The sequence below is a fragment of the Aeromonas sp. QDB03 genome (assembly GCF_027707985.1).
Taxonomy (GTDB): Bacteria; Pseudomonadota; Gammaproteobacteria; order Enterobacterales; family Aeromonadaceae; genus Aeromonas; species Aeromonas hydrophila.
Map to the genome: position 1 here is coordinate 94655 of NZ_JAPCJG010000009.1, position 22596 is coordinate 117250.

At 62.1% G+C, this 22596-nt stretch carries 25 protein-coding genes; 17 read left to right on the forward strand and 8 right to left on the reverse strand.

The genetic code is table 11. The features are described from left to right. The first annotated feature begins 176 nt into the window (after positions 1-176). Genes PG900_RS18780 through PG900_RS18790 form a run of 3 tightly spaced genes read left to right on the forward strand, consistent with a single transcriptional unit; the run spans position 177 to position 3141 of the window. Complete coding sequence (locus PG900_RS18780; RefSeq protein WP_270832023.1) at positions 177-686, forward strand: gluconokinase; 510 nt, start codon at positions 177-179, stop codon at positions 684-686. Beyond that, the gene (gene edd / locus PG900_RS18785; protein WP_270832024.1) at positions 683-2479 is read left to right on the forward strand and encodes a phosphogluconate dehydratase; all 1797 of its coding nucleotides are present in this window, start codon (positions 683-685) and stop codon (positions 2477-2479) included. The genes PG900_RS18780 and edd overlap by 4 nt, the downstream gene beginning before the upstream one ends. A gap of 20 nt (positions 2480-2499) precedes the next feature. Beyond that, a complete protein-coding gene (locus tag PG900_RS18790; RefSeq protein ID WP_270832026.1) occupies positions 2500-3141 on the forward strand; it encodes a bifunctional 4-hydroxy-2-oxoglutarate aldolase/2-dehydro-3-deoxy-phosphogluconate aldolase in 642 nt (213 codons plus the stop codon). Positions 3142-3238: 97 nt separating this feature from the next. Here PG900_RS18790 and PG900_RS18795 read toward each other — a convergent pair whose 3' ends face one another. Continuing rightward, entirely contained in the window at positions 3239-4246 is a 1008-nt protein-coding gene (locus tag PG900_RS18795; protein WP_270832028.1) for a substrate-binding domain-containing protein, read from the reverse strand. 90 nt (positions 4247-4336) lie between these two features. Here PG900_RS18795 and PG900_RS18800 point away from each other — a divergent pair, with 90 nt between their 5' ends. After that, a complete protein-coding gene (locus PG900_RS18800) occupies positions 4337-4987 on the forward strand; it encodes a Qnr family pentapeptide repeat protein (protein WP_077095830.1) in 651 nt (216 codons plus the stop codon). Positions 4988-5108: 121 nt separating this feature from the next. Here the strand turns inward: PG900_RS18800 and envC are convergent, their stop codons facing one another. Together envC and gpmM are read right to left on the reverse strand one after the other, a co-directional pair. After that, on the reverse strand, positions 5109-6458 hold the full coding sequence (gene envC, locus PG900_RS18805; protein WP_113995361.1) for a murein hydrolase activator EnvC: 1350 nt from the start codon (positions 6456-6458) through the stop codon (positions 5109-5111). Positions 6459-6467: 9 nt separating this feature from the next. Next, positions 6468-7997 carry a 2,3-bisphosphoglycerate-independent phosphoglycerate mutase gene (gene gpmM, locus PG900_RS18810; RefSeq protein ID WP_041217283.1) on the reverse strand — a complete coding sequence of 510 codons (1530 nt, stop codon included), beginning with the start codon at positions 7995-7997 and terminating at the stop codon, positions 6468-6470. Between the two features lie 325 nt (positions 7998-8322). Between gpmM and PG900_RS18815 the strand changes: the two genes are divergently transcribed. From PG900_RS18815 to gpsA, 3 genes are read left to right on the forward strand one after another with little or no spacing between them, the layout of a single operon-like run. After that, positions 8323-8754, forward strand: coding sequence for a rhodanese-like domain-containing protein (locus PG900_RS18815; RefSeq protein ID WP_005307875.1), 432 nt, complete (start codon positions 8323-8325; stop codon positions 8752-8754). 47 nt (positions 8755-8801) lie between these two features. Beyond that, positions 8802-9272: a protein-export chaperone SecB gene (gene secB, locus PG900_RS18820; protein WP_011704300.1), complete on the forward strand. Its 471-nt coding sequence runs from the start codon at positions 8802-8804 to the stop codon at positions 9270-9272. Between the two features lie 2 nt (positions 9273-9274). Further along, a complete protein-coding gene (gene gpsA, locus PG900_RS18825; protein WP_039215255.1) occupies positions 9275-10279 on the forward strand; it encodes an NAD(P)H-dependent glycerol-3-phosphate dehydrogenase in 1005 nt (334 codons plus the stop codon). A gap of 83 nt (positions 10280-10362) precedes the next feature. Here the strand turns inward: gpsA and nfuA are convergent, their stop codons facing one another. Together nfuA and PG900_RS18835 are read right to left on the reverse strand one after the other, a co-directional pair. After that, positions 10363-10941, reverse strand: coding sequence for a Fe-S biogenesis protein NfuA (gene nfuA, locus PG900_RS18830; protein WP_011704302.1), 579 nt, complete (start codon positions 10939-10941; stop codon positions 10363-10365). A gap of 80 nt (positions 10942-11021) precedes the next feature. Continuing rightward, positions 11022-11750 (reverse strand): ComF family protein, encoded by a 729-nt coding sequence (locus PG900_RS18835; RefSeq protein ID WP_270832030.1) that lies wholly within the window; start codon positions 11748-11750, stop codon positions 11022-11024. A 36-nt stretch (positions 11751-11786) separates the two neighbouring features. Between PG900_RS18835 and bioH the strand changes: the two genes are divergently transcribed. From bioH to PG900_RS18855, 4 genes are all read left to right on the forward strand, one after another. Next, positions 11787-12551: a pimeloyl-ACP methyl ester esterase BioH gene (gene bioH / locus PG900_RS18840; protein WP_270832032.1), complete on the forward strand. Its 765-nt coding sequence runs from the start codon at positions 11787-11789 to the stop codon at positions 12549-12551. A 71-nt stretch (positions 12552-12622) separates the two neighbouring features. After that, a complete protein-coding gene (locus tag PG900_RS18845; RefSeq protein WP_270832034.1) occupies positions 12623-12856 on the forward strand; it encodes a flagellar biosynthesis protein FlgE in 234 nt (77 codons plus the stop codon). Between the two features lies 1 nt (position 12857). After that, a complete protein-coding gene (locus PG900_RS18850; protein WP_270832036.1) occupies positions 12858-13655 on the forward strand; it encodes a putative metalloprotease CJM1_0395 family protein in 798 nt (265 codons plus the stop codon). Positions 13656-13750: 95 nt separating this feature from the next. Continuing rightward, on the forward strand, positions 13751-14029 hold the full coding sequence (locus PG900_RS18855) for a hypothetical protein (protein WP_011704307.1): 279 nt from the start codon (positions 13751-13753) through the stop codon (positions 14027-14029). 55 nt (positions 14030-14084) lie between these two features. On the opposite strand, the gene PG900_RS18860 is transcribed toward PG900_RS18855, so the two are convergent. Both PG900_RS18860 and greB read right to left on the reverse strand, forming a co-directional pair. Further along, a complete protein-coding gene (locus PG900_RS18860; RefSeq protein WP_270832037.1) occupies positions 14085-16391 on the reverse strand; it encodes a Tex family protein in 2307 nt (768 codons plus the stop codon). Positions 16392-16660: 269 nt separating this feature from the next. Then, positions 16661-17134 (reverse strand): transcription elongation factor GreB, encoded by a 474-nt coding sequence (gene greB, locus PG900_RS18865; RefSeq protein WP_011704309.1) that lies wholly within the window; start codon positions 17132-17134, stop codon positions 16661-16663. A gap of 236 nt (positions 17135-17370) precedes the next feature. On the opposite strand from greB, the gene ompR reads away from it, so the two are divergent. Further along, on the forward strand, positions 17371-18090 hold the full coding sequence (ompR, locus tag PG900_RS18870) for an osmolarity response regulator transcription factor OmpR (protein ID WP_005307934.1): 720 nt from the start codon (positions 17371-17373) through the stop codon (positions 18088-18090). Continuing rightward, a complete protein-coding gene (gene envZ, locus PG900_RS18875) occupies positions 18087-19397 on the forward strand; it encodes a two-component system sensor histidine kinase EnvZ (RefSeq protein WP_043126612.1) in 1311 nt (436 codons plus the stop codon). Before ompR ends, envZ begins: the two co-directional genes overlap by 4 nt. 35 nt (positions 19398-19432) lie before the next feature. Here the strand turns inward: envZ and PG900_RS18880 are convergent, their stop codons facing one another. Beyond that, the gene (locus tag PG900_RS18880; protein ID WP_270832038.1) at positions 19433-20347 is read right to left on the reverse strand and encodes a DMT family transporter; all 915 of its coding nucleotides are present in this window, start codon (positions 20345-20347) and stop codon (positions 19433-19435) included. 356 nt (positions 20348-20703) lie between these two features. Here PG900_RS18880 and rpsJ point away from each other — a divergent pair, with 356 nt between their 5' ends. From rpsJ to rplW, 4 genes are read left to right on the forward strand one after another with little or no spacing between them, the layout of a single operon-like run. Continuing rightward, the gene (gene rpsJ / locus PG900_RS18885) at positions 20704-21015 is read left to right on the forward strand and encodes a 30S ribosomal protein S10 (RefSeq protein WP_005307944.1); all 312 of its coding nucleotides are present in this window, start codon (positions 20704-20706) and stop codon (positions 21013-21015) included. A gap of 22 nt (positions 21016-21037) precedes the next feature. Beyond that, on the forward strand, positions 21038-21670 hold the full coding sequence (gene rplC / locus PG900_RS18890; RefSeq protein WP_010672559.1) for a 50S ribosomal protein L3: 633 nt from the start codon (positions 21038-21040) through the stop codon (positions 21668-21670). 17 nt (positions 21671-21687) lie between these two features. Then, positions 21688-22293 carry a 50S ribosomal protein L4 gene (rplD, locus tag PG900_RS18895; protein ID WP_005340616.1) on the forward strand — a complete coding sequence of 202 codons (606 nt, stop codon included), beginning with the start codon at positions 21688-21690 and terminating at the stop codon, positions 22291-22293. Further along, a complete protein-coding gene (rplW, locus tag PG900_RS18900) occupies positions 22290-22592 on the forward strand; it encodes a 50S ribosomal protein L23 (protein WP_005307955.1) in 303 nt (100 codons plus the stop codon). The genes rplD and rplW overlap by 4 nt, the downstream gene beginning before the upstream one ends. The last annotated feature ends 4 nt before the right edge of the window (positions 22593-22596 follow it).

The following is a 22596-nucleotide window of genomic DNA, read 5'->3' on the forward strand; positions in this document are numbered from 1 at the left end:
GATTTATTTAGATTTATGGCCAGGGCTCAAACTCGATTGCCCAGGTGACTATGAGTGCGCTCAGTCTGTGGCAGACTTCACAATTCTTGTTGTTACCGGTAACATGTTACCGGTAACGTGCTAAGTTAGAACCCATCAGCAGCACGTTTTTTGAAAAATGAGATAGAGGTCAAACAATGGCGGGTAAGAGCATTATCGTGATGGGTGTATGTGGTAGCGGCAAGTCCAGCGTGGGCCTCAAGGTGGCCAGCGTGCTGGGCGCCAAGTTCATCGACGGTGATGATCTGCACCCCAGGGCCAACATCCAGAAGATGGCCGGCGGCAACCCGCTCAACGACGAGGACCGCGCCCCCTGGCTGGAGCGGATCCGCGACGCGGCCTACAGCCTGGAGCAGAAAAACGAGGTGGGCGTCATCGTCTGCTCGGCCCTCAAGAAGCAGTACCGCGACCAGATCCGTGAAGGTAACGAGTCTGTCAGCTTCCTCTTCCTCGACGGCAGCCAGCCGCTGATCCTCGAGCGGATGCGGGCCCGCAAGGGCCACTTCATGCGCGAAAGCATGGTACAAAGTCAGTTCGATACCCTGGAGCGCCCGGACGGCGAAGCCGGTGTATTCCACATCGATATCGACGGCACCTTCGAACAGGTGGTTGATCGCGCCGTCACAGCATTGGAGCAATCCCAATGATCCATCAGGTCATTTCCAGCGTCACCGCCCGCATTCGCGAGCGCAGTGCCGCCCGTCGCCAGGCCTTCCTGGCCCGCATCCAGCGTCAGGCCGATCAGGGCAAGACCCGTGCCGCGCTGGCCTGCGGCAACCTGGCCCACGCCGTGGCCGCCTCCAGCTGTGACGAGAAGGGGCGTATCCTCGACATGACCCGCGCCAACGTCGGCATCGTCACCGCCTACAACGACATGCTGAGCGCCCATCAGCCCTATCAGGGCTATCCGGACATCATCAAGGCCGCGCTGGCCGAGCTGGGCCACAGCGCCCAGGTGGCCGGCGGCGTGCCCGCCATGTGCGACGGCGTGACCCAGGGGCAGCCGGGGATGGACATGTCCCTGTTCTCCCGCGATCTGATCGCCCAGGCGACCGCGCTGTCGCTCTCCCACAACACCTTCGATGCCACCCTGCTGCTCGGCATCTGCGACAAGATAGCGCCGGGCCAGATCATGGGGGCGCTCTCCCACGCTCACCTGCCCACCGCCTTCGTGCCCGCCGGCCCGATGGCGAGCGGCATCAGCAACGACGAGAAGGTGAAGGTGCGCCAGCAGTACGCCGCCGGCGAAGTGGGCCGTGACGCCCTGCTGCAGATGGAGTGCGGTGCCTACCACGCGGCAGGCACCTGTACCTTCTACGGCACTGCCAACACCAACCAGCTGGTGTTCGAGGCCATGGGTCTGATGCTGCCGGGCTCCGCCTTCGTTCACCCGCACAGCGAGCTGCGCCGCGCCCTCACCGAGGAGGCCGCCCGCCGCATCAGCGCCATGATCCCGGGTTCTCCGGCCTATCGCCCCCTGAGTGTGGTGATCGACGAGCGCTCGCTGGTCAACGGGCTGGTGGCCCTGCTCGCCTCCGGCGGCAGCACCAACCACAGTATCCACATGGTGGCGCTGGCCCGCGCCGCCGGCCTGCACCTGACCTGGGACGACATCAGCGATCTCTCCGACGTGGTGCCGCTGTTGGTGCGCATGTACCCGAACGGCCCGGCCGACGTCAACGCCTTCGAACAGGCGGGTGGTGTGCCCGGCCTGATGCGCCGGCTGGCGCAAGAAGGGCTGATCCACCTGGATGCCACCCCGGTGTTTGGCGAGATGCAGGATTATCTCAGCCGTCCGGCACTGGTGGATGGCCGGCTGGTATGGCAGCCGGTGGGCGAGAGCGGCGATGCGAGCGTGCTGTCGCCTTCCGGTAGCCGGTTCCAGGCCACTGGCGGCACCAAGCTGTTGGCCGGCAATCTGGGCCGCGCCGTGGTCAAGGTCTCTGCCGTGGCCCCCGAGTATCGCGTCATCGAGGCGCCGGCGCGGGTCTTCTCCTCCCAGCATGCGGTGGAGGCGGCCTACAAGGCGGGCGATCTCAATCAGGACGCCGTGATCGTGGTGCGCCACAATGGCCCGGCCGCCAACGGCATGCCGGAGCTGCACAAGCTGATGCCGGTGCTCGGTAACCTGCAGAAGGCGGGTTACAAGGTGGCGCTGGTCACCGATGGCCGTCTCTCCGGTGCCTCCGGCAAGATCCCGGCCGCCATCCACGTCACCCCGGAAGCGCTGCACGGCGGGGCCATCGGCCTGCTTGCCGATGGCGACCTGCTGCGGGTGGACGCGGTAAACGGCAGCCTCGACTGCCTGACCGATTTGAGTGGCCGTACCCAGGCCGAGATCGACCTCACTCTGGAACAAGAGGGGTGGGGCCGTGAACTGTTCAGCGTGATGCGTCGCGCGGTATCGAGCGCCGAGTGCGGCGCCACCATCTTTGATTAAGAGCTGACTAAGGAAGAGCTATGCAGAACTGGAAAGTGACTCCGGCCGAGGTGTTTGCCGCCTCCCCGCTGGTACCCGTGATGGTCATCAACGAGCTGGAGCAGGCCCTGCCGATGGCCAAGGCGCTGCTGGACGGCGGCATCTCGGTGTTCGAGATCACCCTGCGCACCCCGGTGGCGCTGGAGGCCATCGCCCTCATCACCAAGGCGATGCCGGATGCCATGGTCGGTGCCGGTACCGTGCTCAACTGCGCGCAGTTTGATGCCGCCGTGGCCGCCGGTGCCCGCTTCGTCATCTCCCCGGGGATGACCCCGGCCCTGCTGGCCCACGCGGCCAACAGCACGGCGCCGCTGATCCCGGGCGTGGCCACCCCGTCCGAGGTGATGCAGGCGCTGGAAGCGGGCTACGACCACCTCAAATTCTTCCCGGCCGAGGCGAACGGCGGCACCAAGGCGCTCTCCGCCATCGCCGCGCCGCTGCCCCAGGTGAAGTTCTGCCCCACCGGCGGTATCGGCCCGAAAAACGTGGCCGATTACCTGGCGCTCAAGTGCGTGGCCACCGTCGGCGGCTCCTGGATGCTGCCGGCCGAGGCCGTCAAGAACGGTAACTGGGAAGAGGTGACCCGCCTCTCCCGCGAAGCCGTCGCTCTGGTCGCATCCTGATTTGACGCCGGCGTGAGCCGGACCTTCCGTTTGCCAAGCAAGCAGGCCACCCTCGGGTGGCCTGCTCTGTTTTGGTTGAATGGCGGGGATCTGGCCCTCAGCCCAGACTGTCCCCCTCGTACAGGGAGAAGCCCATGTCGAGCCGGGTGTCGGCCAGCGGCTGGCTGTTGAGGCGGGCCAGCAGCATGGTGGCGGCCGCGCGGCCGATCTCCTTGCGCGGCGTGACGATACTGGCCAGCTTGGGGGTCATGGCGTGGCCGATGTCGAGGGCGTTGCTGCCAGCGATGGCGATCTGCTGGGGCACGGGTATCCACTTGGCCTGACACTGCAGCAGGGCGCCCACCGCCAGGTCATCGTTGGTACAGAACAGGCCGTCCAGGTCGGGATAGCGCACCAGCGCCTGCTCCAGCAGCTGGCCGCCGAGGGTGAAGCTGGAGGATTGCTCGGTCAGCAGGTGCTGGCCGCTCAGGCCGAAATCCTGCATCGCCTGGTAGTAGCCTTCCATCCGCAGCTGGGTGCGCACGTCGAGCCGCGCGCCGAGATAGACCAGCTTGCGTCGGCCCCGGCGCAGCATCTCTGTTACCATGGCCCGGGCGGCTGCCCGGTGATCCATGCCGACCACCATGTCGATGGGGCTCTGCGGCAGATCCATGGTCTCCACCACCGGGATGCCGGCGGTGGCAATCATCTTGCGGGTGCGTTCGGTGTGCTGGCTGTCGGAGAGGATCAGCCCATCCACGTGATAGGAGAGCAGGGAGGCGACCTGCTCCTCTTCCCGCTCCGGGCTGTAGCCGTAGTGGGCCAGCAGGGTCTGGTAGCCGGCGGGCCGGGTCACCGATTCGATGCCGTGCACCACGGCGGAGAAGACCTGGTTGGAGAGGGAGGGGATCAGGATGCCGATCGCCTTGCTGGTGGCGTTGGAGAGAATATCCGGCGCCCGGTTGGGGATGTAGCCGAGCTCCTCCACCGCGGCGGCGATCCGCTCGCGGGTGCCCTCGGCCACGGCTTGCGGGTCGCGCAGGTAGCGGCTGACGGTCATCTTGGTGACCCCGGTCAGGTCGGCTATGTCCTGTAGGGTGGGGCGGCGCTTGCGGGTGTCGTTCATCTCGGGGTCCGGCATAAATGTTACACGTAACATTACCGTTTTTGTTTAACAAAGTCAGCATATGACGCCATCAACAGGGGGAGTCGCGGGATGATCAAGGACAAGTGCTTCGAGGGCGTGCGCTTCGAGCAGCAAGACCTGGAGGGGGAGCAGTTCCAGGGTTGCCGTTTCATCGGCTGCAACTTCTCCTGGCTCGATCTGGCCGAATGCCGCTTCGTCGACTGCAGCTTCTATGACCGGGAGAGCGAGCAGAGCTGCCTGCTGCAGGGCTGCGATCTGCGCGAGGCCAGCTTTCTGCGCTGCGATCTCACCATGGCCGACTGCAGCCAAAGCCAATGTCTGGGGCTGGAGCTGCGCGACTGTCAGGCGCTGGGGATCAACTTCTCCCGCGCCAGCTTTGCCAACCAGATCACCGTCAAGAGCTACTTCTGCGAGGCGCACCTGACCGGCAACAACTTCAGTTACGCCAATTTCGAAGGGTGCCTGCTGGAGCAATGTGAATTGAGCGGCAATCGCTGGCAGGGGGCCAACCTGTTCGGTGCCTCGCTGGCGGGCTCCGATCTCAGCGGATCCGAGTTTGGCCAAATAGACTGGGCCAGCGTCAACCTGCAGGGTTGTGACCTGCGCCAGTGCGATCTGCCGGGGCTGGATCTGCGGCGGGTCAATCTGGACGGGGTACAGATCAACGAAGATCAGCAGCAGGCCTTGCTGGAGCAGATCGGGCTGATCGTCTTCCCCTAAGCCGGCAGGAAAAGAGGTAAGTTTTCGTCATCCGCCGTCTTGCCCGCTGCCGGCGGCGCTCAAAAAAGCCTGCATGATGCAGGCTTTTCTGGATGACAGGTTGGTGGTCGGGTGGCAGTGATCAGCGCTTGGCCAGCCACTTGGTGGGGTTGATCGCCTCGCCCTGATAGCGGATCTCGAAGTAGAGGCCGGGTCTGTCCTGGCCGCCACTGTCGCCGACCAGCGCCACCGGTTCACCCTGTTCCACGTTCTGGCCCACCTGGCGCAGCAGCGACTGGTTGTGACCGTAGAGGCTCATGTAGCCGCGGCCGTGATCGATCACCAGCAGCATGCCGAAGCCGTCGAGCCAGTCGGCGTAGACCACCTGGCCCGGTGCCACCGCCTTGACCTGGGTACCTTCACTGGCGCCTATCAGGGTGCCTTTCCACTTCAGTTCGGCGGTGCGCGGCGAGCCGTAGGCGATGAGGATGGGGCCCTGCACCGGCCAGCGCAGGCTGCCATTGGTCTTGAGTCCGCTGTAATAGCCGGCGCTGCTGATCCCAGAGCCTCGCTCGGGTTTGCTGCTGGCCACTTCCTCGGTCGGTTGCTGTTGCTGGGCCGCCTTGTTCTGTTGGGCGGCGAGCCGCTGTTGTTCAGCACGGCGCTGCTCTGCCAGCTTGCGCTGCCGCTCCTGCTCCGCCTTCAGCTTGGCGAGGCGTTCCCGCTCGGCCCGTTCGCGCCGTTCCTGCTCTTCCCGCTGGCGGCGCAGCTCTTCCAGCCGGGCCTTCAAGGTTTTTTCCGCCTTGACCAGTTTGCTCAGCTTCTGCTCGTCATCCTGTACCGATTGCTGCAGCTGGTTGCGCACCTTGGCGCGGCTCTGCTGGCTGGCCAGCAGGCTCTGGTGATGTTGCTGCTGTTCGCTCAGCAGGCTTTGCAGCCGGCTTTCGGTCTCTTTGGTGGCCTGCTGGTTTTTGGCCAGCTTGGTGCGGGTGGCACGCAGCGCCTCGATGGCTTCGATGCGAGCCTTGTTGAGGTAGTCGTAGTAGTCGAGGGAGCGGCTCAGTTTGGCCGGATCCTGCTGATTGAGCAGCAGTTTGAGGTAATCGTGGTTGCCGGCGGTGAAGGCGCTCTCGGCCTGCTTGGCCAGCAACTGCTTCTGATGGCTGGCCTGCTGTTCCAGATCCAGCTTGTCCTGCTGCAGCCCCACCAGTTTCTGCTGGTTCTCTCTGAGCTGCTGCTTGGTCTGCTCGAGCTTGGCGGCGGCGGCCGAGATGGCCTGCTCATCAGCCTTGAGCTGGGTGTTGAGCTTGGCAAGCTCCTGCTTGCTGAGCTTGATGGTCTGCTGCTGTTCCTTGATCTGGGACTGCATGGCACCGAGCTGCTGGTTGGCAGCCCGGGCCGTGGCCGGCCCGAACGACAGGCAAAAAAACAGCGCGCCGGCCAACAGGCCGACGCGACTGGTTTTGGTTGAAATAACTTCGCATCCCCGCATGGGGAAGGATTATTTCAGAATCATCAGGGGCTTGCCAGTCATTTCCGGCGGTACCGGCAGACCCATCAGGGTCAGCATGGTGGGGGCCAGATCGGACAATTTGCCGCCTTCAGCCACTTCGGCCTTGCGACCGAAATAGATGAGCGGAACCGGCAGATTGGTGTGGGCGGTGTGGGCCTGACCGGTCTCTTCGTCCATCATCTTCTCGGCGTTGCCGTGGTCGGCGGTGATCAGGCACTCGCCACCCACTTCGGCCAGCGCCTCGGTGACGCGACCGATGCAGTGGTCGACCGCTTCACAGGCCTTGACCGCGGCGTCGAACACGCCGGTGTGGCCGACCATGTCGCCGTTCGGGTAGTTGCAGATGATGACGTCGTACTTGCCGCTCTTGATGGCGCCGACCAGCTTGTCGGTCAGCTCTTCGGAGCTCATCTCCGGTTGCAGGTCATAGGTGGCCACTTTCGGGCTGGCGACGATCTCGCGATCTTCACCAGTGAAGCAGGCCTCTTCGCCGCCGTTGAAGAAGAAGGTGACGTGGGCGTACTTCTCGGTTTCGGAGATGCGCAGCTGGGTCTTGCCCTGCTTGGCCAGCCATTCACCCAGGGTGTTGACCAGCGCGGTCGGCGGGTAGGCACAGGCGGTTTTGATGTCGGCCGCGTACTCGGTCAGCATCACGAAGTTCAGCGCCGGGGTGGCGGTGCGGGCGAAGCCGGTGAAGTCGCTGTCGACGAAGGCGCGGGTGATCTCGCGGGCACGGTCGGCACGGAAGTTCATGAAGATCAATGCATCGCCATCCTGCATGGGAGCGGCGGCACCGATGCGGGTGGCTTTGACGAATTCGTCGTTCTCGTCGCGAGCGTAGGCGGCGGCCAGGGCTTCGCTGGCGCTGTCGGCGGTGAACTCACCCTTGCCCTGGGTCATCAGGTCATAGGCTTGCTGCACGCGATCCCAGCGGTTGTCGCGGTCCATGGCGTAGTAACGGCCGATCATGGAGGCGAAGCGACCCTTGCCCAGACGGGCGAACAGGGCATCGAACTGCTCGATGGAGGACTGGGCGGAGCGCGGCGGCACGTCACGGCCATCCAGGAAGGCGTGGAAGTAGATCTGCTCGGCGCCACGCTTGGCGGCCATTTCGATCATGCCCATGATGTGCTCTTCGTGGCTGTGCACGCCACCCGGAGACATCAGACCCATGATGTGTACGGCCTTGCCCTTGGTCACGGCAGCATCGACAGCCTTGGCCAGCTCGACGTTCTGGAAGAAGTCGCCGTCCTGGATGTCTTTGGAGATGCGGGTCAGTTCCTGATAGACGATGCGACCGGCGCCGATGTTGACGTGGCCCACTTCGGAGTTCCCCATCTGACCATCAGGCAGACCCACGTCCAGGCCGGAGCCGGAGATCAGGGTGCTGGTGTAGTCACGGGCGAGACGGTCGAGGTTGGGAGTCTTGGCGGCAGCGACGGCGTTGTGCTCTTGCTTGGTGCTGTAGCCCCAACCGTCCATGATGACCAGAACCAAAGGTTTCTTAGCTGTTGACATAAGGCTATGTCCTCTCGGATAGGAATGAATTGCGGGAAGTGAAACTAGCGTAATATTACTACATCTGCCGAAATAGTCACCTGATAGCCAAGCCCCGTCCGGCGGGGGCCACACGCTGTTGCCGAGCTGTTTCTTCTTTGTCGCCGGCTTGTCGCACCACTCGACGAATCCTCCCCCTGGCGGGCCGAATGCCACTTTTTATGCCGCCACTTTCCCCCGTCCCCGTCTGGTGGGAGCCCGCTCCCGCTTTGCCGCCAAGATGGCTGATCTTGGCTGGGTCCCCATGTATACTCGGGCACTTGTCTTGGTCCCTGGATAGTAGAAGATGCAAGAGTATTTGGATTTTGCGGCCCGCAACCCGCTGCTGACCGCAGCCTGGTTCGGCCTGGCAGGCACCCTGGTTTACACCACGGTGCGTGCTCGTTTTTCTCCGGTGAAGTCGGTGAACAACCACACCGCAACCCTGCTGATCAACCGTGAAAACGCCACCGTGGTGGATATTCGCAGTCAGGAAGAGTTTGCCAAGGGCCATCTGGCCGGTGCCCAGCACCTGCCGCTCAGCCAGATCCAGAGCAATAATCTGGGCCCGGTTGAAAAGCATAAAGATGCCCCCATCATAGTGGTGTGCGAGTCGGGGATGACCGCTGGTGGCGCGGGTCGCCAATTGAGCAAAGCCGGCTTCAAGCAGGTGTATGTGCTCAGCGGTGGCATGGCCCAGTGGCGTGCAGAGAATCTGCCGGTGACCAAAAAACGCTGATTTAAGGGCCTGCGCCCACCTATTTTCATAAAAAGGAATCAAACAAAATGGCTGAAGAGATCAACAACCAGGAAGTACAACCGGAATTCCACATCCAGCGCGTCTACACCAAGGATGTCTCCTTCGAAGCGCCGAATACCCCGCACATTTTCCAGAAAGAATGGCAGCCGGACGTCAAGCTGGACATGGATACCAAGACCAACATCCTGGCCGACAGCGTCTATGAAGTGGTGCTGACCCTGACCGTGACCTGCAAGCTGGAAACCGAAACTGCCTTCCTGTGTGAAGTTCAGCAAGCCGGTATCTTCACCATCGGCAACCTGCCGGAGCCGCAACTGGCTCACTGCCTGGCTGCCTTCTGCCCGAACATCCTGTTCCCGTATGCTCGCGAAGCGGTGTCCAACCTGGTGAGCAAGGGTTCCTTCCCGCAGCTGAACCTGGCACCGGTCAACTTCGATGCCCTGTTTGCCCAGCACATGGCGCAGGCACAGGCCCAGCAGGCGACTGCGGAAGCCTGATAATGGCCGACCAGATCGCTATCTCGGTCTTGGGGGCGGGGTCTTATGGCTCCGCTCTTGCCATTTCTCTGGCGCGCAACGGTCATCCGACCCTGCTGTGGGGTCACGACCCTGCCCATGTCGCCGAGCTGGAACAAGACCGCTGCAACAAGGCTTTTCTGCCTGATGTCCCTTTCCCTGCCGATCTGCAGCTGACCGCCGATCTGCAACAGGCGGTACAAGCTGCCCCGGTGCTGCTGCTGGTGGTGCCGAGCCATGTGTTCGGCCAGGTGCTGGCCCAGGTCAAACCCTTCCTGCGCCCGGATACCCGTATCGCCTGGGCCACCAAGGGGCTGGAGCCGGACAGCGGCCGCCTGCTGCAAGACGTGGCGCGCGAGGTGCTGGGTGACGAGATGCCGCTGGCGGTCATCTCCGGCCCTACCTTCGCCAAGGAGCTGGCCGCCGGTCTGCCGACCGCCATCTCGGTGGCGTCGACCCACGACGACTTCGCCGACGATCTCTCCCTGCTGCTGCACTGTGGCCGTTCGTTCCGGGTCTATACCAATCCGGATTTCATCGGTCTGCAACTGGGCGGGGCGGTCAAGAACGTCATCGCCATCGGTGCGGGTCTCTCCGACGGGCTGGGTTTTGGCGCCAATGCCAGGACCGCGCTCATCACCCGGGGCCTGGTAGAGATGCAGCGCCTGGGCGCCGCGCTCGGGGCCGACGCCAAGACCTTCATGGGGATGGCGGGGCTCGGGGATCTGGTGCTGACCTGTACCGACAACCAGTCGCGCAACCGGCGCTTCGGGCTGGCCCTCGGGGCCGGCAAGGATGTGAACACCGCCATGACCGAGATCGGTCAGGTAGTGGAAGGCTATCGCAACACCAAGGAGGTGCATCTGCTGGCGGCCCGCTGTGGCGTCGAGATGCCCATCTGCGAGCAGATCTTCAAGGTGCTGTACGAAGGCAAGAATCCGAAAGAGGCGGCCATCGCCCTGCTGTCGCGAGACAAGAAGGACGAGTGATCCGCTCGCCGCAGAATGCAAAAGGCCCCGCCAACTGGCGGGGCCTTTTCTTTGCCGCATGTCTTTGCGACAAGGGCAGCAAATCAGTAGTAGGAGTGATCGCCGCGCTGGTGCTCGGTGGCATCCTTGACGCCGTTGAGCTCGCCCGGGAATTTCTCCAGCAGCTGCTTCTCGATCCCCTCTTTCAGGGTGTAGTCGACCATGGAGCAACCGTTGCAACCGCCGCCGAACTGCAGGATGGCCAGCTTGTCCTCGGTCAGCTCGACCAGGGTGACCTTGCCGCCGTGACCGGCCAGCATGGGGTTCACCTCGGACATCAACACGTACTCGATACGGTCGATCAGCGGAGCGTCGTCAGCCACTTTGCGCATCTTGGCGTTCGGGGCTTTCAGGGTGAGCTGGGAGCCCATCTGATCGGTGACGAAATCGATGGTGGCATCCACCAGGAAGGGTGCGCTCAGGGGATCGACCAGACAGTCGAAGCCGCTGAAGGGCAGGTGTTGATCTTCCGGATCGACCGCGTCGGGTGGGCAATATGATACGCCGCACTCGGCATTCTGGGTTCCCGGATTGACCACAAACACCCGGATATTGGTGCCATCAGGCTGTTTTTCCAGCAGTTTACGGAAATGGGCCTGGGCGGTGTCGGAAATGCTGATCATCACTATCCTCATAAACCTGAGTGTACGACTAGGGTATTCATGATAACTCTCTTGGCAAGGCTTGGGTAGCATGCCGATGGTTACTTGAGATGCTTGAGGGTACGACAGACGGCCCACACTTCCACCTTTGTGACTCCGCTCTCATGGAGCAAACGGGTGAGATGGCCGGCGGTCGCGCCCGTGGTGACCACATCATCAAGCAGCGCCACATGCTGGTAGGCGTGGGGCCTGATCTGGAAGGCGCCGCGCAGATTGCGCCGCCGCTGGCCGGCACTGAGCTTGGCCTGCTGCGGGGTTGCCCTGAGCCGGCGCAGCAGGCGGTTGTCACAAGGAATGCCGGTCAGCTCGCTGAGAGCGAGGGCTATCTCTTCCGCCTGATTGAAGCCGCGCCACCACTGGCGCCACCAGTGCAAGGGCACCGGAATGATGGTCTCTGGCGGCTCGCTGAGATCCAGATGATCGGCCAGCAGCCGGGCGAGCAGCGGGGCCAGCAGGATCTGGCCGGAATACTTCAGCCGGGGGAGCAGCATGGGGTAGGGTGGCCGGTAGTCACCGATGACCTGCAGCCGCTCCCATGGCGGCGGCCTGCGCTGGCAGCGACCGCAGATCGGCAGACGTTCTTCATGCAATGTCGGCAAGGGGGCCGCACACAAGCTGCAGGTGTGGTCAGCCTGCTGCAGGGCCTGCCGGCACCAGCTGCACAGCAAGGGGTCAACATCGCAAGGCTGCTGGCAGAGCAGGCAGTTGCCCTGCCAGTCGGCGTGGCGGCCGAGGATCGGACTTGCTTTGGCGAGCAGCCGCTTTAACATGCTGACCCCAACAGAGTGAACAGGATCTGAGTCTAGATGAGCGTGTCGGTTGAGCGGTTTGGTCAGGGGCCCGATCTGGTGCTGTTGCACGGATGGGGAATGAATGGCGCGGTCTGGCATGGCATTGTGCCGGCCCTGGCGTCTCGCTATCGCGTCCATCTGGTGGATCTGCCCGGCTTTGGCAACAGTCCGCTGGCGGGCGAGGTAGAGTACAGTCTGCCCTGGCTGGCTGAACAGGTGGCAGCCATCCTGCCGGAGCGGTGCCATTTGCTGGGCTGGTCCCTCGGTGGCCTGGTGGCAAGCCAGTTGGCCTTGAGCCATCCCGAGCGACTGCTCTCCCTCATTACGGTGGCCAGCTCCCCCTGTTTCATGGCCCGTGACGAATGGCCGGGGATCGTCCCCAAGGTGCTGACCGGTTTCAACCAGATGCTGGCAGGGGACTTCAAGCAGACCATCGAACGCTTCCTGGCGATCCAGGCTATGGGTAGCGAACATGCCAGGGACGACATCCGTCAGTTGCGCCACTGGCTGGCGGAGCGGCCCGCTCCCCAGCTGGCCGCGCTGGAGGCCGGACTCGGTTTGCTGGCCGAGGTCGATCTGCGCGATGAACTGACACCATTGAGCCTGCCTTGGCTGCGAGTCTACGGTCGGCTGGATTCGCTGGTGCCCAAGGCGTCCATCCCTCTGCTGGACGAGCGTTACCCAAGCAGCTGCAGTGTGGTGCTGGAAAAGGCCTCACATGCACCCTTTATTTCCCATCCACAACAGTTCATTGAAATCATTGAACATTTTGTAGGTTGAAAAATAGCCAATTTGCTTCATTAATCCTCTGGCGTGACGGATAATTAATCCAGTGTCAGAGGAGAGTTGTCATGCGTATAGATTCAGCATTGAACAGCGGTGTGCAAGGCTTTCAGCGTGCGGAGCAGATCGCCGACAAGGCGTCCAGCCAGATCGCCAGGCTCAACACCCCGAGCGGTGACAAGGTTCAGCTGCCCGACGAGCTGGTCAATCTCAAGGTGGCCGAGGTGCAGGCCGGCGCCTCTGCCAAGGTGATCCAGACCGCCAGCGACATGGTGGGAACCCTGATCGACATCCGGGTGTGACATGAACATCAATGTCAGTCTGCCGACCATCATTCCCAACCAGCTGCAACCGCAGACGGAATCGGCACGTACTGACAATCGTCGCGCGGCACTCATCCCCCAGAGCCGTCAGAGCGAGGCTTTCAACGCCGAGTCCGAAGTCGGTTCCCAGAAAGAGAAGTCCAGAGCCAGCCAGGCCAATCCCAATCAGACTTCCCAGCAGGCGCGAGACGGTGCCCAGACCGGCAACCCGCAGGCGGCGATCGACAATCGCTTCGTCGAGGCCGCCGGTGAGGACGGTCAGCGCAACAAGCAGCAGGATCCCAAGCAGCAGGAGCAACAGCAGAAGCAGGAGTTGCAGGTCAAGGAGCTGGCCGACAGGGATCAGGAGGTGCGCACTCACGAGCAGGCGCACCAGAGCACCGGTGGTCAGTATGCCGGCAGCCCTACCTATGAATTCGCCATGGGGCCGGATGGCAAGCGTTACGCGACCGGCGGTGGCGTCTCCATCGACATCGGGACCATCCCCGGCGATCCCAGAGCCACCATCGCCAAGATGCAACAGGTGCGGGCCGCCGCACTGGCGCCTGCCGAGCCCTCCGCTCAGGATCTGAGCGTAGCCAGAAGTGCTGCGGCCAAGGAGGCACAGGCCCGCAAGGCGCTGCTCTCATCCGACCCTGATACCGCCCTGGCTGCCGATGGCAGCGCCAAGACGGGCGTGCTGAACGGCTACATGGAGCAGCGCAACCAGGTCATCGCCCAGCGTTATCAGCAGGCAGTCAAGCCTGCGGCCCAGCAGAACCTGAGCCTGAGTGTCTGAGGTTTCCAGCGTATTTCAGCCCGGTTTTTTCCCTCGCGAGCAGGCATTTGCAACTAATCTGAGGGGTAATCCCATCCACGCTCACAGGAGTTGTCATGCACTTTGATGAAGTCAAACCGGAAGATTTTGCCACCTTCTCCCGTGTACCGCCGCCGCACCTCCAGATGGAGCAGTTCTTGATGCAGCTTGGCGGGGGCGGCACCGAAGGCACCCATTTCAAGAAGAAAGTGATGCTGGCGGCAGGCTGGAGCCATACCGGCGTGGTTTCCTATGGCAAGTATCCACAAGAGGCCTGCAAGGCATTCAACCGGCTGCGGGAAGTGCTGGCAGCCCATCGGGAGGCTGACGCCATTCTGGCTGCGCTGGCCCAATGAGGCCGAGCAACAGCGACAAAAAAGCCCCTCGCGGGGCTTTTTGCATTCTGGGGACTTATTTCTTCAGCTTCGACAGGGCGGCCGCGAAGGCGTTGCCCATGGCGCCATCGGCCGGGGGACTCTGACGCGGTGCCTGCTTCGGCTTGGCGTTGCCGGTGTGGCGCGGCTCGGCCGGTTTGCGGGCTGGCTGGCCGGCTTTTTCATCCAGACGCATGGTCAGACTGATGCGTTTGCGCGGTACGTCGACCTCCAGCACCTTGACCCGGACGATGTCGCCGGCCTTGACCACCTCGCGGGGATCCTTGACGAAGCGATCGGTCAGGGAGGAGATGTGCACTAGGCCGTCCTGATGGACGCCGATGTCGACGAAGGCGCCAAAGTTGGTGACGTTGGTGACCACCCCCTCCAGCACCATCTCGGGCACCAGATCGCTGATTTTCTCCACCCCGTCCTTGAAGGTGGCGGTCTTGAACTCGGGGCGCGGGTCGCGGCCTGGCTTGTCCAGCTCGCCGATGATGTCGGTGACGGTGGGCACCCCGAACTGCTCATCGGTGTAGTCGGCGGGCTTGAGAGTGCGCAGCAGGCTGCTGTTGCCGAGCAGGCTGTCCACGGTCTGCTCCAGCTTGGCGAGGATCCGCTCCACCACTGGGTAGGATTCCGGGTGCACCGCCGAGCCGTCCAGCGGATTGCTGCCGCCACGAATGCGCAGGAAGCCGGCGCACTGCTCGAATGCCTTGGGCCCGAGTCGGCTCACTTTCAGCAACTGCTGACGATGCTGGAAGGCGCCGTTCTCGTCCCGGTAGGCGACGATGTTCTGGGCCAGGGTCTGGGAGAGGCCGGAAACCCGGTTGAGCAGGGCGACCGAGGCGGTATTCACATCCACCCCGACCGCGTTCACGCAATCCTCGACCACCGCATCGAGTCGGCGGGCCAGCTGGCTCTGACCGACGTCGTGCTGGTACTGGCCGACACCTATGCTCTTGGGATCGATCTTGACCAGCTCGGCCAGGGGATCCTGCAGCCGGCGGGCGATGGAGACGGCGCCGCGAATGGAGACATCGAGATCCGGGAACTCCTGGGAGGCGAGCTCGGAGGCGGAATAGACCGAGGCCCCCGCCTCGCTCACTACAATTTTCTGCGCCTTGGCCGCCGGGTAGCGCTCGAACAGATCGCTCACCAGGCGGTCGGTTTCCCGCGAGGCGGTACCGTTGCCGATGCTGATGAGCTCGACCTTGTGCTTCTGGCACAGCTCGCTCAGGGTCTTGAGACTCTGGTCAACCTGGCGCTTGGGTTCGAACGGATAGATGGTCGCGTGATCGACCAGCTTGCCGGTGGCATCGACCACCGCCACCTTGACCCCGGTGCGGATACCCGGATCCAGCCCCATGGTGCAGCGCATGCCGGCCGGCGCTGCCATCAGCAGATCCTTGAGGTTCATGGCGAATACCTTGATCGCCTCGTCTTCTGCTGACTCGCGGATGCGGCCGATCAGCTCGGTCTCCATCTGTAAGGAGAGCTTGATCTTCCAGGTCCAGCTCACCACCCCCTGCAGCCACTTGTCGGCCGGACGGTGTTGCAGGTTGAGCCTGAGGTGATGGGCGATGATCCCTTCGCAGGGGCTGGCACCCTCATCGTCGCCGGCGACCAGCGCCAGGTTGAGGATCCCCTCGTTGCGACCGCGCAGCATGGCCAGCACCCGGTGGGAGGGGGCCTTGTGCAGCGGTTCGTCATGTTCGAAGTAATCCTTGAACTTGGCCCCTTCCTGCTCCTTGCCGGCCACCACGCGAGCACGCAGGGTGGCGTTGTGCCACAGGTAGTCGCGCAGCTTCTCCAGCAGGTCGGCCTGCTCGGCGAAGCGCTCCATCAGGATGTAGCGGGCACCGTCGAGGGCGGCCTTGCCGTCGGTGATCCCCTGCTCGGCATTGAGGAAGCGAACCGCCTCCTGCTCGGGATCCTTCATCGGGTCGCTCAGCAGCAGGCCGGCCAGAGGCTCCAACCCCGCCTCGATGGCCATCTGCCCCTTGGTGCGCCGCTTGGGCTTGTAGGGGAGGTAGAGGTCTTCCAGTCGGGTCTTGCTGTCGGCGTCGTTCAGCTCGCGGGCCAGCTCGGGGGTCAGTTTGCCCTGCTCTTCGATGGAGCGCAGGATCACCTGGCGGCGATCCGCCAGTTCACGCAGGTAGCCGAGGCGGCTCTCCAGGGTACGCAGCTGGTTGTCGTCCAGACCGCCGGTCACCTCTTTGCGGTAACGGGCGATGAAGGGGACGGTGGCGCCTTCGTCCAGCAGGCGAACGGCGGCCTGCACCTGCTCCGGGCGGGCATTCAACTCATCGGCAATCTGATGTTCTATTACGTGGCTTTGCATCGAGGGTCTCTTGGTCGGGTCCTGGTCAACGGGCAGGCGCGAGGCGATGTCGCCGGGCAGGGGGTCTGTCCTGGCGGTACTCAAGGTACCAGCCGGACCACTGCCGCGCGGGCCGGTTGGCGCCGCAAGGCGCCGGGTGTGAGCACTATATGGGGTCGGGCAGCGGGATGCCACCCCGGCTAAAACGACGCTTGTCATACCCGGTGGGCGGACATGCTCGGTCCATCCTGGCCTCGTCAGCCGATTTGGCCGTCTGGGCCGGCGCTGGCTTATTTGGGATAGCTGATCTCATTGATGTACCAGCAGGCGTCACCGACTGGCGTACGTACTATGGCCTCGTCCCCCACCTCTTTCTTGAGCAGGGCGCGGGCCATGGGGGAGTCGATGGAGATGTAATCCTTGCGCTCGAAGATCTCGTCATAGCCGACGATGCGAAAGCGCTTGGTCTCTCCCTCCTCGTTTTCCACCTCGACCCAGGCACCGAAAAAGACCTTGCCCTCCTGGGCGGGGGAGTAGTCGACGATCCCCAGCTCCTCGAGGCACTTGCGCAGGTAACGGACCCGCCGGTCGATCTCTCGCAGCCGTTTCTTGTTGTATTGGTAGTCGGCATTCTCGCTGCGATCACCGAGGCTGGCCGCCCAGGCCACTTTGCGGGTGGTCTCGGGGCGCTCCTCGCGCCAGAGGAAATCGAGCTCCTGTTTGAGCTTGTTGTAGCCTTCACGGGTGATCAGCTTGGTCTTCATCGGTCGTTACCTGTGTCAGTGGGGCTGATGAGCCTCTTATGGCTCGGCAGATCTTATCCGTTGTCGCCTTGCTGTCGAGCAAAAACTGGGGCGTCTGAGGGGATGCCTGAGTGATGAGACGCGGGGTGAAGGGGCGTAAAATCGGCTGAATGGGCAATAACCGGTAACATATTTAGGCTTGGCCGTTACGAGCCCGAGCTCTAGTATTGGCAGCATATCGAGAGGAGAGGCAAGCAATGAGTCAGCAATACAAGGTTCTGGTCGTCGACGATGATTTGAAATTACGTTCCCTGCTGGAGCGCTACCTGACCGAACAGGGGTTCGTGGTTCGGGGCGTCGCCAATGGCGAACAGGCCGACCGCCTGCTGACCCGTGAGAACTTCAGCCTGATGGTGCTGGATTTGATGCTGCCGGGGGAAGACGGCCTCTCCATCTGCCGCCGCCTGCGCGAGGCTGGCAACCAGATCCCGGTGCTGATGCTGACCGCCAAGGGGGATGAGGTGGATCGCATCGTCGGGCTCGAGATGGGGGCCGATGATTACCTGCCCAAGCCGTTCAACCCCCGTGAGCTGCTGGCCCGGATCCGCGCCGTGCTGCGTCGGCACACCGTCGAGTTGCCGGGGGCCCCCTCTACCGCCGAGAAGGTGGTGAGCTTTGGCAGCTACCAGCTCAACCTGGCGACCCGCGAGCTGAGCCGCGATGGTGACCCGGTTGCGCTGACCAGCGGTGAATTCGCCGTGCTCAAGGTGTTGGTGAGCCATCCGCGCGAGCCTCTCTCCCGCGACAAGCTGATGAACCTGGCCCGTGGTCGTGAATATACCGCCACCGAGCGCAGCATCGACGTGCAGGTCTCCCGCCTGCGTCGCCTGCTGGAGCAGGACCCGGCGCAGCCCCGTTATCTGCAGACTGTCTGGGGTCTGGGCTATGTGTTCGTGCCGGACGGTGACGGCGAATGAAGAAAGTGAGCAGCATGTTCTCCCGCATGCTCTGGTTTTTGGCCGCCGTGCTGGTGGTCTATCAGTTTGTCTCCTATGCCACCTTCTACAACTATCTGCTGGCGCCGACCGTCAAGCAGATCAGCCACCTGCTGGCCAACCAGGTCAAGCTCATCTTCCCGGTCGAGAGCAACCAGCTGGCGCTGAGTGAAGACGCCGAGGCGCTGGTCTATGTGGCGACCGGCAGCGATATCTATACCCAGACCGAGGCGGAGCAGCACGGGCTCAACGAGTCCAAGCCCTACACCTATCTGGAGGAGAGCATCAGCCGCGAGCTGGGGGGCAAGACCAAGGTCAGGGTCGAGATCCAGGATCACTACATCATCTGGATCCAGCCGCCCCAGGCCAACAAGGTGTGGGTGCGCATCCCGCTGACCGAGATCGAGGACGACGATATTGAACCGCTGATCCTCTACATGAGCGTGCTGCTGGTGGTGACCCTGTTCGCCGCCTGGCGCTTTGCCCGCCAGCTGGTGCGGCCGCTGGAGGATCTGGAAGCGGGGGCCGTGGCGGTGGCGCGCGGCAATTTCCCCGATGCGTTGGGGGAGCAGGGCTCACGGGAGGTGCGTCGGTTGACTCGCACCTTCAATCACATGTCGAGCTCCATCAAGGGCCTGATCGAGGAGCGCAATCTGATGATGGCGGGCGTCTCCCACGATCTGCGCACCCCCTTGACCCGTATCCGGCTGGCGACCGAGATGATGTCCTCCGGCGATGAGTACCTCAAGGAGAGCATCAATGCGGACATTGACGAGTCCAATGGCATCATCGATCAGTTCATCGACTACATTCGGCCGGACGAGGGGCTGGATACCCAGCAGATCGACCTGACCCAGCTGATCCACGACAGCTTGCTGGTGCAGACCGATCAGGGACTGGAGGTGGAGCTCGAGTTGCCGACCGAGGCGGTGCGGGTGGCCTGCAACCCCATCAGCATTCGCCGCATCCTCAACAACCTGTCGGGCAATTCGCTGCGCTACGGTGCGAGCCGGCTGCAGGCCGAGCTCAAGGATGATGGCCACTGGGTGCGGCTGCGTCTGTCGGATGATGGCCCCGGCATTCCGGAGCAGGATTATTACCGGGTGCTCAAGCCCTTCACTCAGGGCAACGAGGCCCGTACCGGCAGCGGCAGCGGCCTGGGGTTGGCCATCGTCGCCAAGATCGTGTCCCAGCATCATGGCACCATCAGGTTGGGGCGCTCCGAGCTGGGGGGCTTGCTGGTGGAGATCCGGCTGCCCAAGAACCAGCCGCTGGAGTGGATTGATTGAACGAAGGGCGTATCCGTGGATACGCCCTTCGCATGTCAGGCTTGCGGCTCGCTGGTCTTGCGGTAGCGCCTGCCGTATTTCAGCTGCTGGATCAGCAGGGCGGCGACGATGAGCGCCAGCCCGATGGGGGTGGCCGGGTGGATGGTCTCGCCGATCAGCAGGTTGAGCAGCACCAGCGAAGCAAACGGCGAGATGAAGATGAGGTTGCTGATGGGGGCCGTGTTGGTGGCGTGGCGTAGGGCCATCAGCCAGAGCACGAAGCCGAAGCCCATCTCAAACAACCCCACGTAGATGGCACCGGCCCAGCCCTGCCAGGCGGTCATGGCAAAGTCCGAGAGCAGCCAGGTTGCCGCGACGATAAAGGGCAGGCTGATGAGGAAGCCGAGCAGCAGACTGACGATGGGGTCACCCTGGTTGCGGGTGTTGAGGATCCAGTAGCCGGCCCAGATCAGGGTCGACACCAGTGCCAGCGTGACGCCGAGGGGGCTGTCGAACTGCAGACCGAATACATCTCCCTTGGTGGCGATCACCAGCGCGCCGAAGTAGCCGAGCACGATGGCCACCCCGTCGCGGCGGCGCAGCTTCTGACCGAGGAAGGGCACCGCCAGCAGACTGAGGGTGATGGCCCAGGTGTAGTTGAGGGTCTGCGCCTGCTGGGCGGGCAGCAGGTCATACGCCTTGAACAGCAACAGGTAATAGAGGAAGGGGTTGAGTACTCCCAGTGCCAGATAGTAGAGGGGACGACTCTTGATGTAGTCGAGCAACAGCGGCAGTTTGCCCTGACAGGCCACGATCACTCCCAGCGTCAGGGTCGAGGTGCAGGCCGCGACCAGCAGCAGCTGTACCGGTTCAAAGTAGGCGAGGGAGATCTTGAAGGCGCTGGCGACCGTCGACCAGAGGGCGACGGCGCAGAGTCCATATTGATAGGCTTTTTTCTGATCTTTGAGCATGGGGTGTCGTTCCGATGACGAAGGCCGGCGCACAGTCTACCAGCCTGTTTGCAACATTGTCGTTACCCTTGCCAGGCAAGGGCTTGCCCAGCTGTTGGCGAGATCCATCTGTCACATAAAATTGCGCACAATCTGTTCGCCTTCTCTTGCGCAAATTGAAAAAATCCGTATAATCCCCTCCGCTTACCCATGAGGTAAGCCAGACGATATGTCTGCTTGCTGAGTTTCCCGCTTGCGGGGGCCAGCCATACAGTCCTCCCGATATGGGAGGAAACGTGAAAAATCACACCTCTGGCGGGAGTAATCTCGGTCGGGCGGTGTTGATTTATGTTCTTTTATCTATTGGAGCTCTGTCAATGCAGAACCAAAGAATCCGTATCCGCCTGAAGGCTTTTGATCATCGCCTGATCGATCAATCCACTGCGGAAATCGTTGAAACTGCAAAGCGCACCGGCGCGCAGGTTCGCGGTCCTATTCCGCTGCCGACTCGCAAAGAGCGCTTCACCGTCCTGATCTCCCCGCACGTCAACAAAGATGCGCGTGATCAGTACGAGATCCGCACTCACAAGCGTCTGGTAGACATCGTTGAGCCGACTGACAAGACCGTTGACGCCCTGATGCGTCTGGATCTGGCAGCTGGTGTAGACGTCCAGATCAGCCTGGGTTAATTACGGAAAGAGGTTGATAACAATGACAATCGGTCTTGTAGGTCGCAAAGTGGGTATGACTCGCATCTTCACTGAAGATGGCGTTTCTATCCCGGTGACTGTTATCGAAGTTGAAGCTAACCGTGTAACTCAGGTCAAATCTGTAGAAACCGACGGCTACAACGCTATTCAGGTTACCACTGGCGCCAAGAAAGCCAGCCGTGTAACCAAGCCGGAAGCTGGCCACTTCGCCAAAGCTGGTGTAGAAGCCGGTCGCGGTCTGTGGGAATTCCGCCTGAACAACGGTGAAACTTTCACTGTTGGTAGCGAGCTGAAAGTAGATCTTCTCGCTGACGTTAAGCTGGTAGACGTTACCGGCACATCCAAGGGTAAAGGTTTTGCCGGTACTGTTAAGCGCTGGAACTTCCGCACCCAGGATATGACCCACGGTAACTCTCTGTCCCACCGTGTACCTGGCTCCATCGGTCAAAACCAGACCCCGGGCCGTGTATTCAAGGGCAAAAAGATGGCTGGTCACATGGGTGCTGAGCGTGTAACGACTCAGAACCTGGAACTGGTTCGTGTTGACGCTGAACGCAACCTGCTGCTCATCAAAGGCGCAGTACCGGGTGCAACCAACGGCAACGTGATCGTTAAACCTGCCGTCAAAGCGTAACGTCTGAGGAGATAGTAATGGAATTGGTAATGAAAGACGCCAAGAGCGCTCTTGAAGTTTCCGAGACTACCTTCGGGCGCGAATTCAACGAAGCTCTGGTTCACCAGGTTGTCGTTGCTTATGCCGCTGGTGCCCGTCAGGGTACTCGTGCGCAGCTGACTCGCTCTGAAGTGTCTGGTGGCGGCAAAAAGCCGTGGCGTCAGAAGGGTACTGGTCGTGCCCGTGCTGGCTCCATCCGTTCGCCCATTTGGCGTTCCGGTGGTGTGACTTTTGCAGCTAAGCCGCAAGATCACAGCCAGAAAGTAAACAAGAAGATGTACCGCGGCGCTATCCGTAGCATCCTGTCCGAGCTGGTACGTCAAGAGCGCCTGATCGTTGTTGAGAAGTTCGGCATCGAAGCTCCGAAGACCAAAGAACTGATCGCCAAGCTGAAAGAAATGGAACTGACTGACGTTCTGATCGTGACTGCTGAAGTCGATGAGAACCTGTTCCTGGCTGCTCGTAACCTGTACAAAGTTGACGTGCGTGACGTTGCCGGTATCGACCCGGTCAGCCTGATCGCTTTCGACAAGGTTCTGATGACTGCTGACGCAGTTAAGCAAATCGAGGAGATGCTGGCATGATCCGTGAAGAGCGTCTGCTGAAAGTTCTGAAGGCTCCGCACATCTCTGAAAAGAGCACCATGGTCGCAGAAAAGCAGAACACTATCGTGTTCAAAGTTGCTGTTGATGCCACCAAGGCGGAAGTCAAAGCTGCAGTTGCGAAACTGTTCGAGGTCGAAGTTGAGACCGTCCGTACCCTGAACATGAAGGGTAAGACCAAGCGCGCAGGTGCACGCGTAGGCCGTCGTTCCGATTGGAAAAAGGCTTATGTGACCCTGAAAGCTGGTCAGGACATCGACTTCATGGGCGCAGCCGAGTAAGAGG

Excerpts from the sequence above, each read along its gene's own strand:
- PG900_RS18780 (WP_270832023.1), top strand. The coding sequence starts at position 177 with ATGGCGGGTAAGAGCATTATCGTGATGGGTGTATGTGGTAGCGGCAAG.
- edd (WP_270832024.1), top strand. The coding sequence starts at position 683 with ATGATCCATCAGGTCATTTCCAGCGTCACCGCCCGCATTCGCGAGCGC.
- PG900_RS18790 (WP_270832026.1), top strand. The coding sequence starts at position 2,500 with ATGCAGAACTGGAAAGTGACTCCGGCCGAGGTGTTTGCCGCCTCCCCG.
- PG900_RS18795 (WP_270832028.1), bottom strand. The coding sequence starts at position 4,246 with ATGAACGACACCCGCAAGCGCCGCCCCACCCTACAGGACATAGCCGAC.
- PG900_RS18800 (WP_077095830.1), top strand. The coding sequence starts at position 4,337 with ATGATCAAGGACAAGTGCTTCGAGGGCGTGCGCTTCGAGCAGCAAGAC.
- envC (WP_113995361.1), bottom strand. The coding sequence starts at position 6,458 with ATGCGGGGATGCGAAGTTATTTCAACCAAAACCAGTCGCGTCGGCCTG.
- gpmM (WP_041217283.1), bottom strand. The coding sequence starts at position 7,997 with ATGTCAACAGCTAAGAAACCTTTGGTTCTGGTCATCATGGACGGTTGG.
- PG900_RS18815 (WP_005307875.1), top strand. The coding sequence starts at position 8,323 with ATGCAAGAGTATTTGGATTTTGCGGCCCGCAACCCGCTGCTGACCGCA.
- secB (WP_011704300.1), top strand. The coding sequence starts at position 8,802 with ATGGCTGAAGAGATCAACAACCAGGAAGTACAACCGGAATTCCACATC.
- gpsA (WP_039215255.1), top strand. The coding sequence starts at position 9,275 with ATGGCCGACCAGATCGCTATCTCGGTCTTGGGGGCGGGGTCTTATGGC.
- nfuA (WP_011704302.1), bottom strand. The coding sequence starts at position 10,941 with ATGATCAGCATTTCCGACACCGCCCAGGCCCATTTCCGTAAACTGCTG.
- PG900_RS18835 (WP_270832030.1), bottom strand. The coding sequence starts at position 11,750 with ATGTTAAAGCGGCTGCTCGCCAAAGCAAGTCCGATCCTCGGCCGCCAC.
- bioH (WP_270832032.1), top strand. The coding sequence starts at position 11,787 with ATGAGCGTGTCGGTTGAGCGGTTTGGTCAGGGGCCCGATCTGGTGCTG.
- PG900_RS18845 (WP_270832034.1), top strand. The coding sequence starts at position 12,623 with ATGCGTATAGATTCAGCATTGAACAGCGGTGTGCAAGGCTTTCAGCGT.
- PG900_RS18850 (WP_270832036.1), top strand. The coding sequence starts at position 12,858 with ATGAACATCAATGTCAGTCTGCCGACCATCATTCCCAACCAGCTGCAA.
- PG900_RS18855 (WP_011704307.1), top strand. The coding sequence starts at position 13,751 with ATGCACTTTGATGAAGTCAAACCGGAAGATTTTGCCACCTTCTCCCGT.
- PG900_RS18860 (WP_270832037.1), bottom strand. The coding sequence starts at position 16,391 with ATGCAAAGCCACGTAATAGAACATCAGATTGCCGATGAGTTGAATGCC.
- greB (WP_011704309.1), bottom strand. The coding sequence starts at position 17,134 with ATGAAGACCAAGCTGATCACCCGTGAAGGCTACAACAAGCTCAAACAG.
- ompR (WP_005307934.1), top strand. The coding sequence starts at position 17,371 with ATGAGTCAGCAATACAAGGTTCTGGTCGTCGACGATGATTTGAAATTA.
- envZ (WP_043126612.1), top strand. The coding sequence starts at position 18,087 with ATGAAGAAAGTGAGCAGCATGTTCTCCCGCATGCTCTGGTTTTTGGCC.
- PG900_RS18880 (WP_270832038.1), bottom strand. The coding sequence starts at position 20,347 with ATGCTCAAAGATCAGAAAAAAGCCTATCAATATGGACTCTGCGCCGTC.
- rpsJ (WP_005307944.1), top strand. The coding sequence starts at position 20,704 with ATGCAGAACCAAAGAATCCGTATCCGCCTGAAGGCTTTTGATCATCGC.
- rplC (WP_010672559.1), top strand. The coding sequence starts at position 21,038 with ATGACAATCGGTCTTGTAGGTCGCAAAGTGGGTATGACTCGCATCTTC.
- rplD (WP_005340616.1), top strand. The coding sequence starts at position 21,688 with ATGGAATTGGTAATGAAAGACGCCAAGAGCGCTCTTGAAGTTTCCGAG.
- rplW (WP_005307955.1), top strand. The coding sequence starts at position 22,290 with ATGATCCGTGAAGAGCGTCTGCTGAAAGTTCTGAAGGCTCCGCACATC.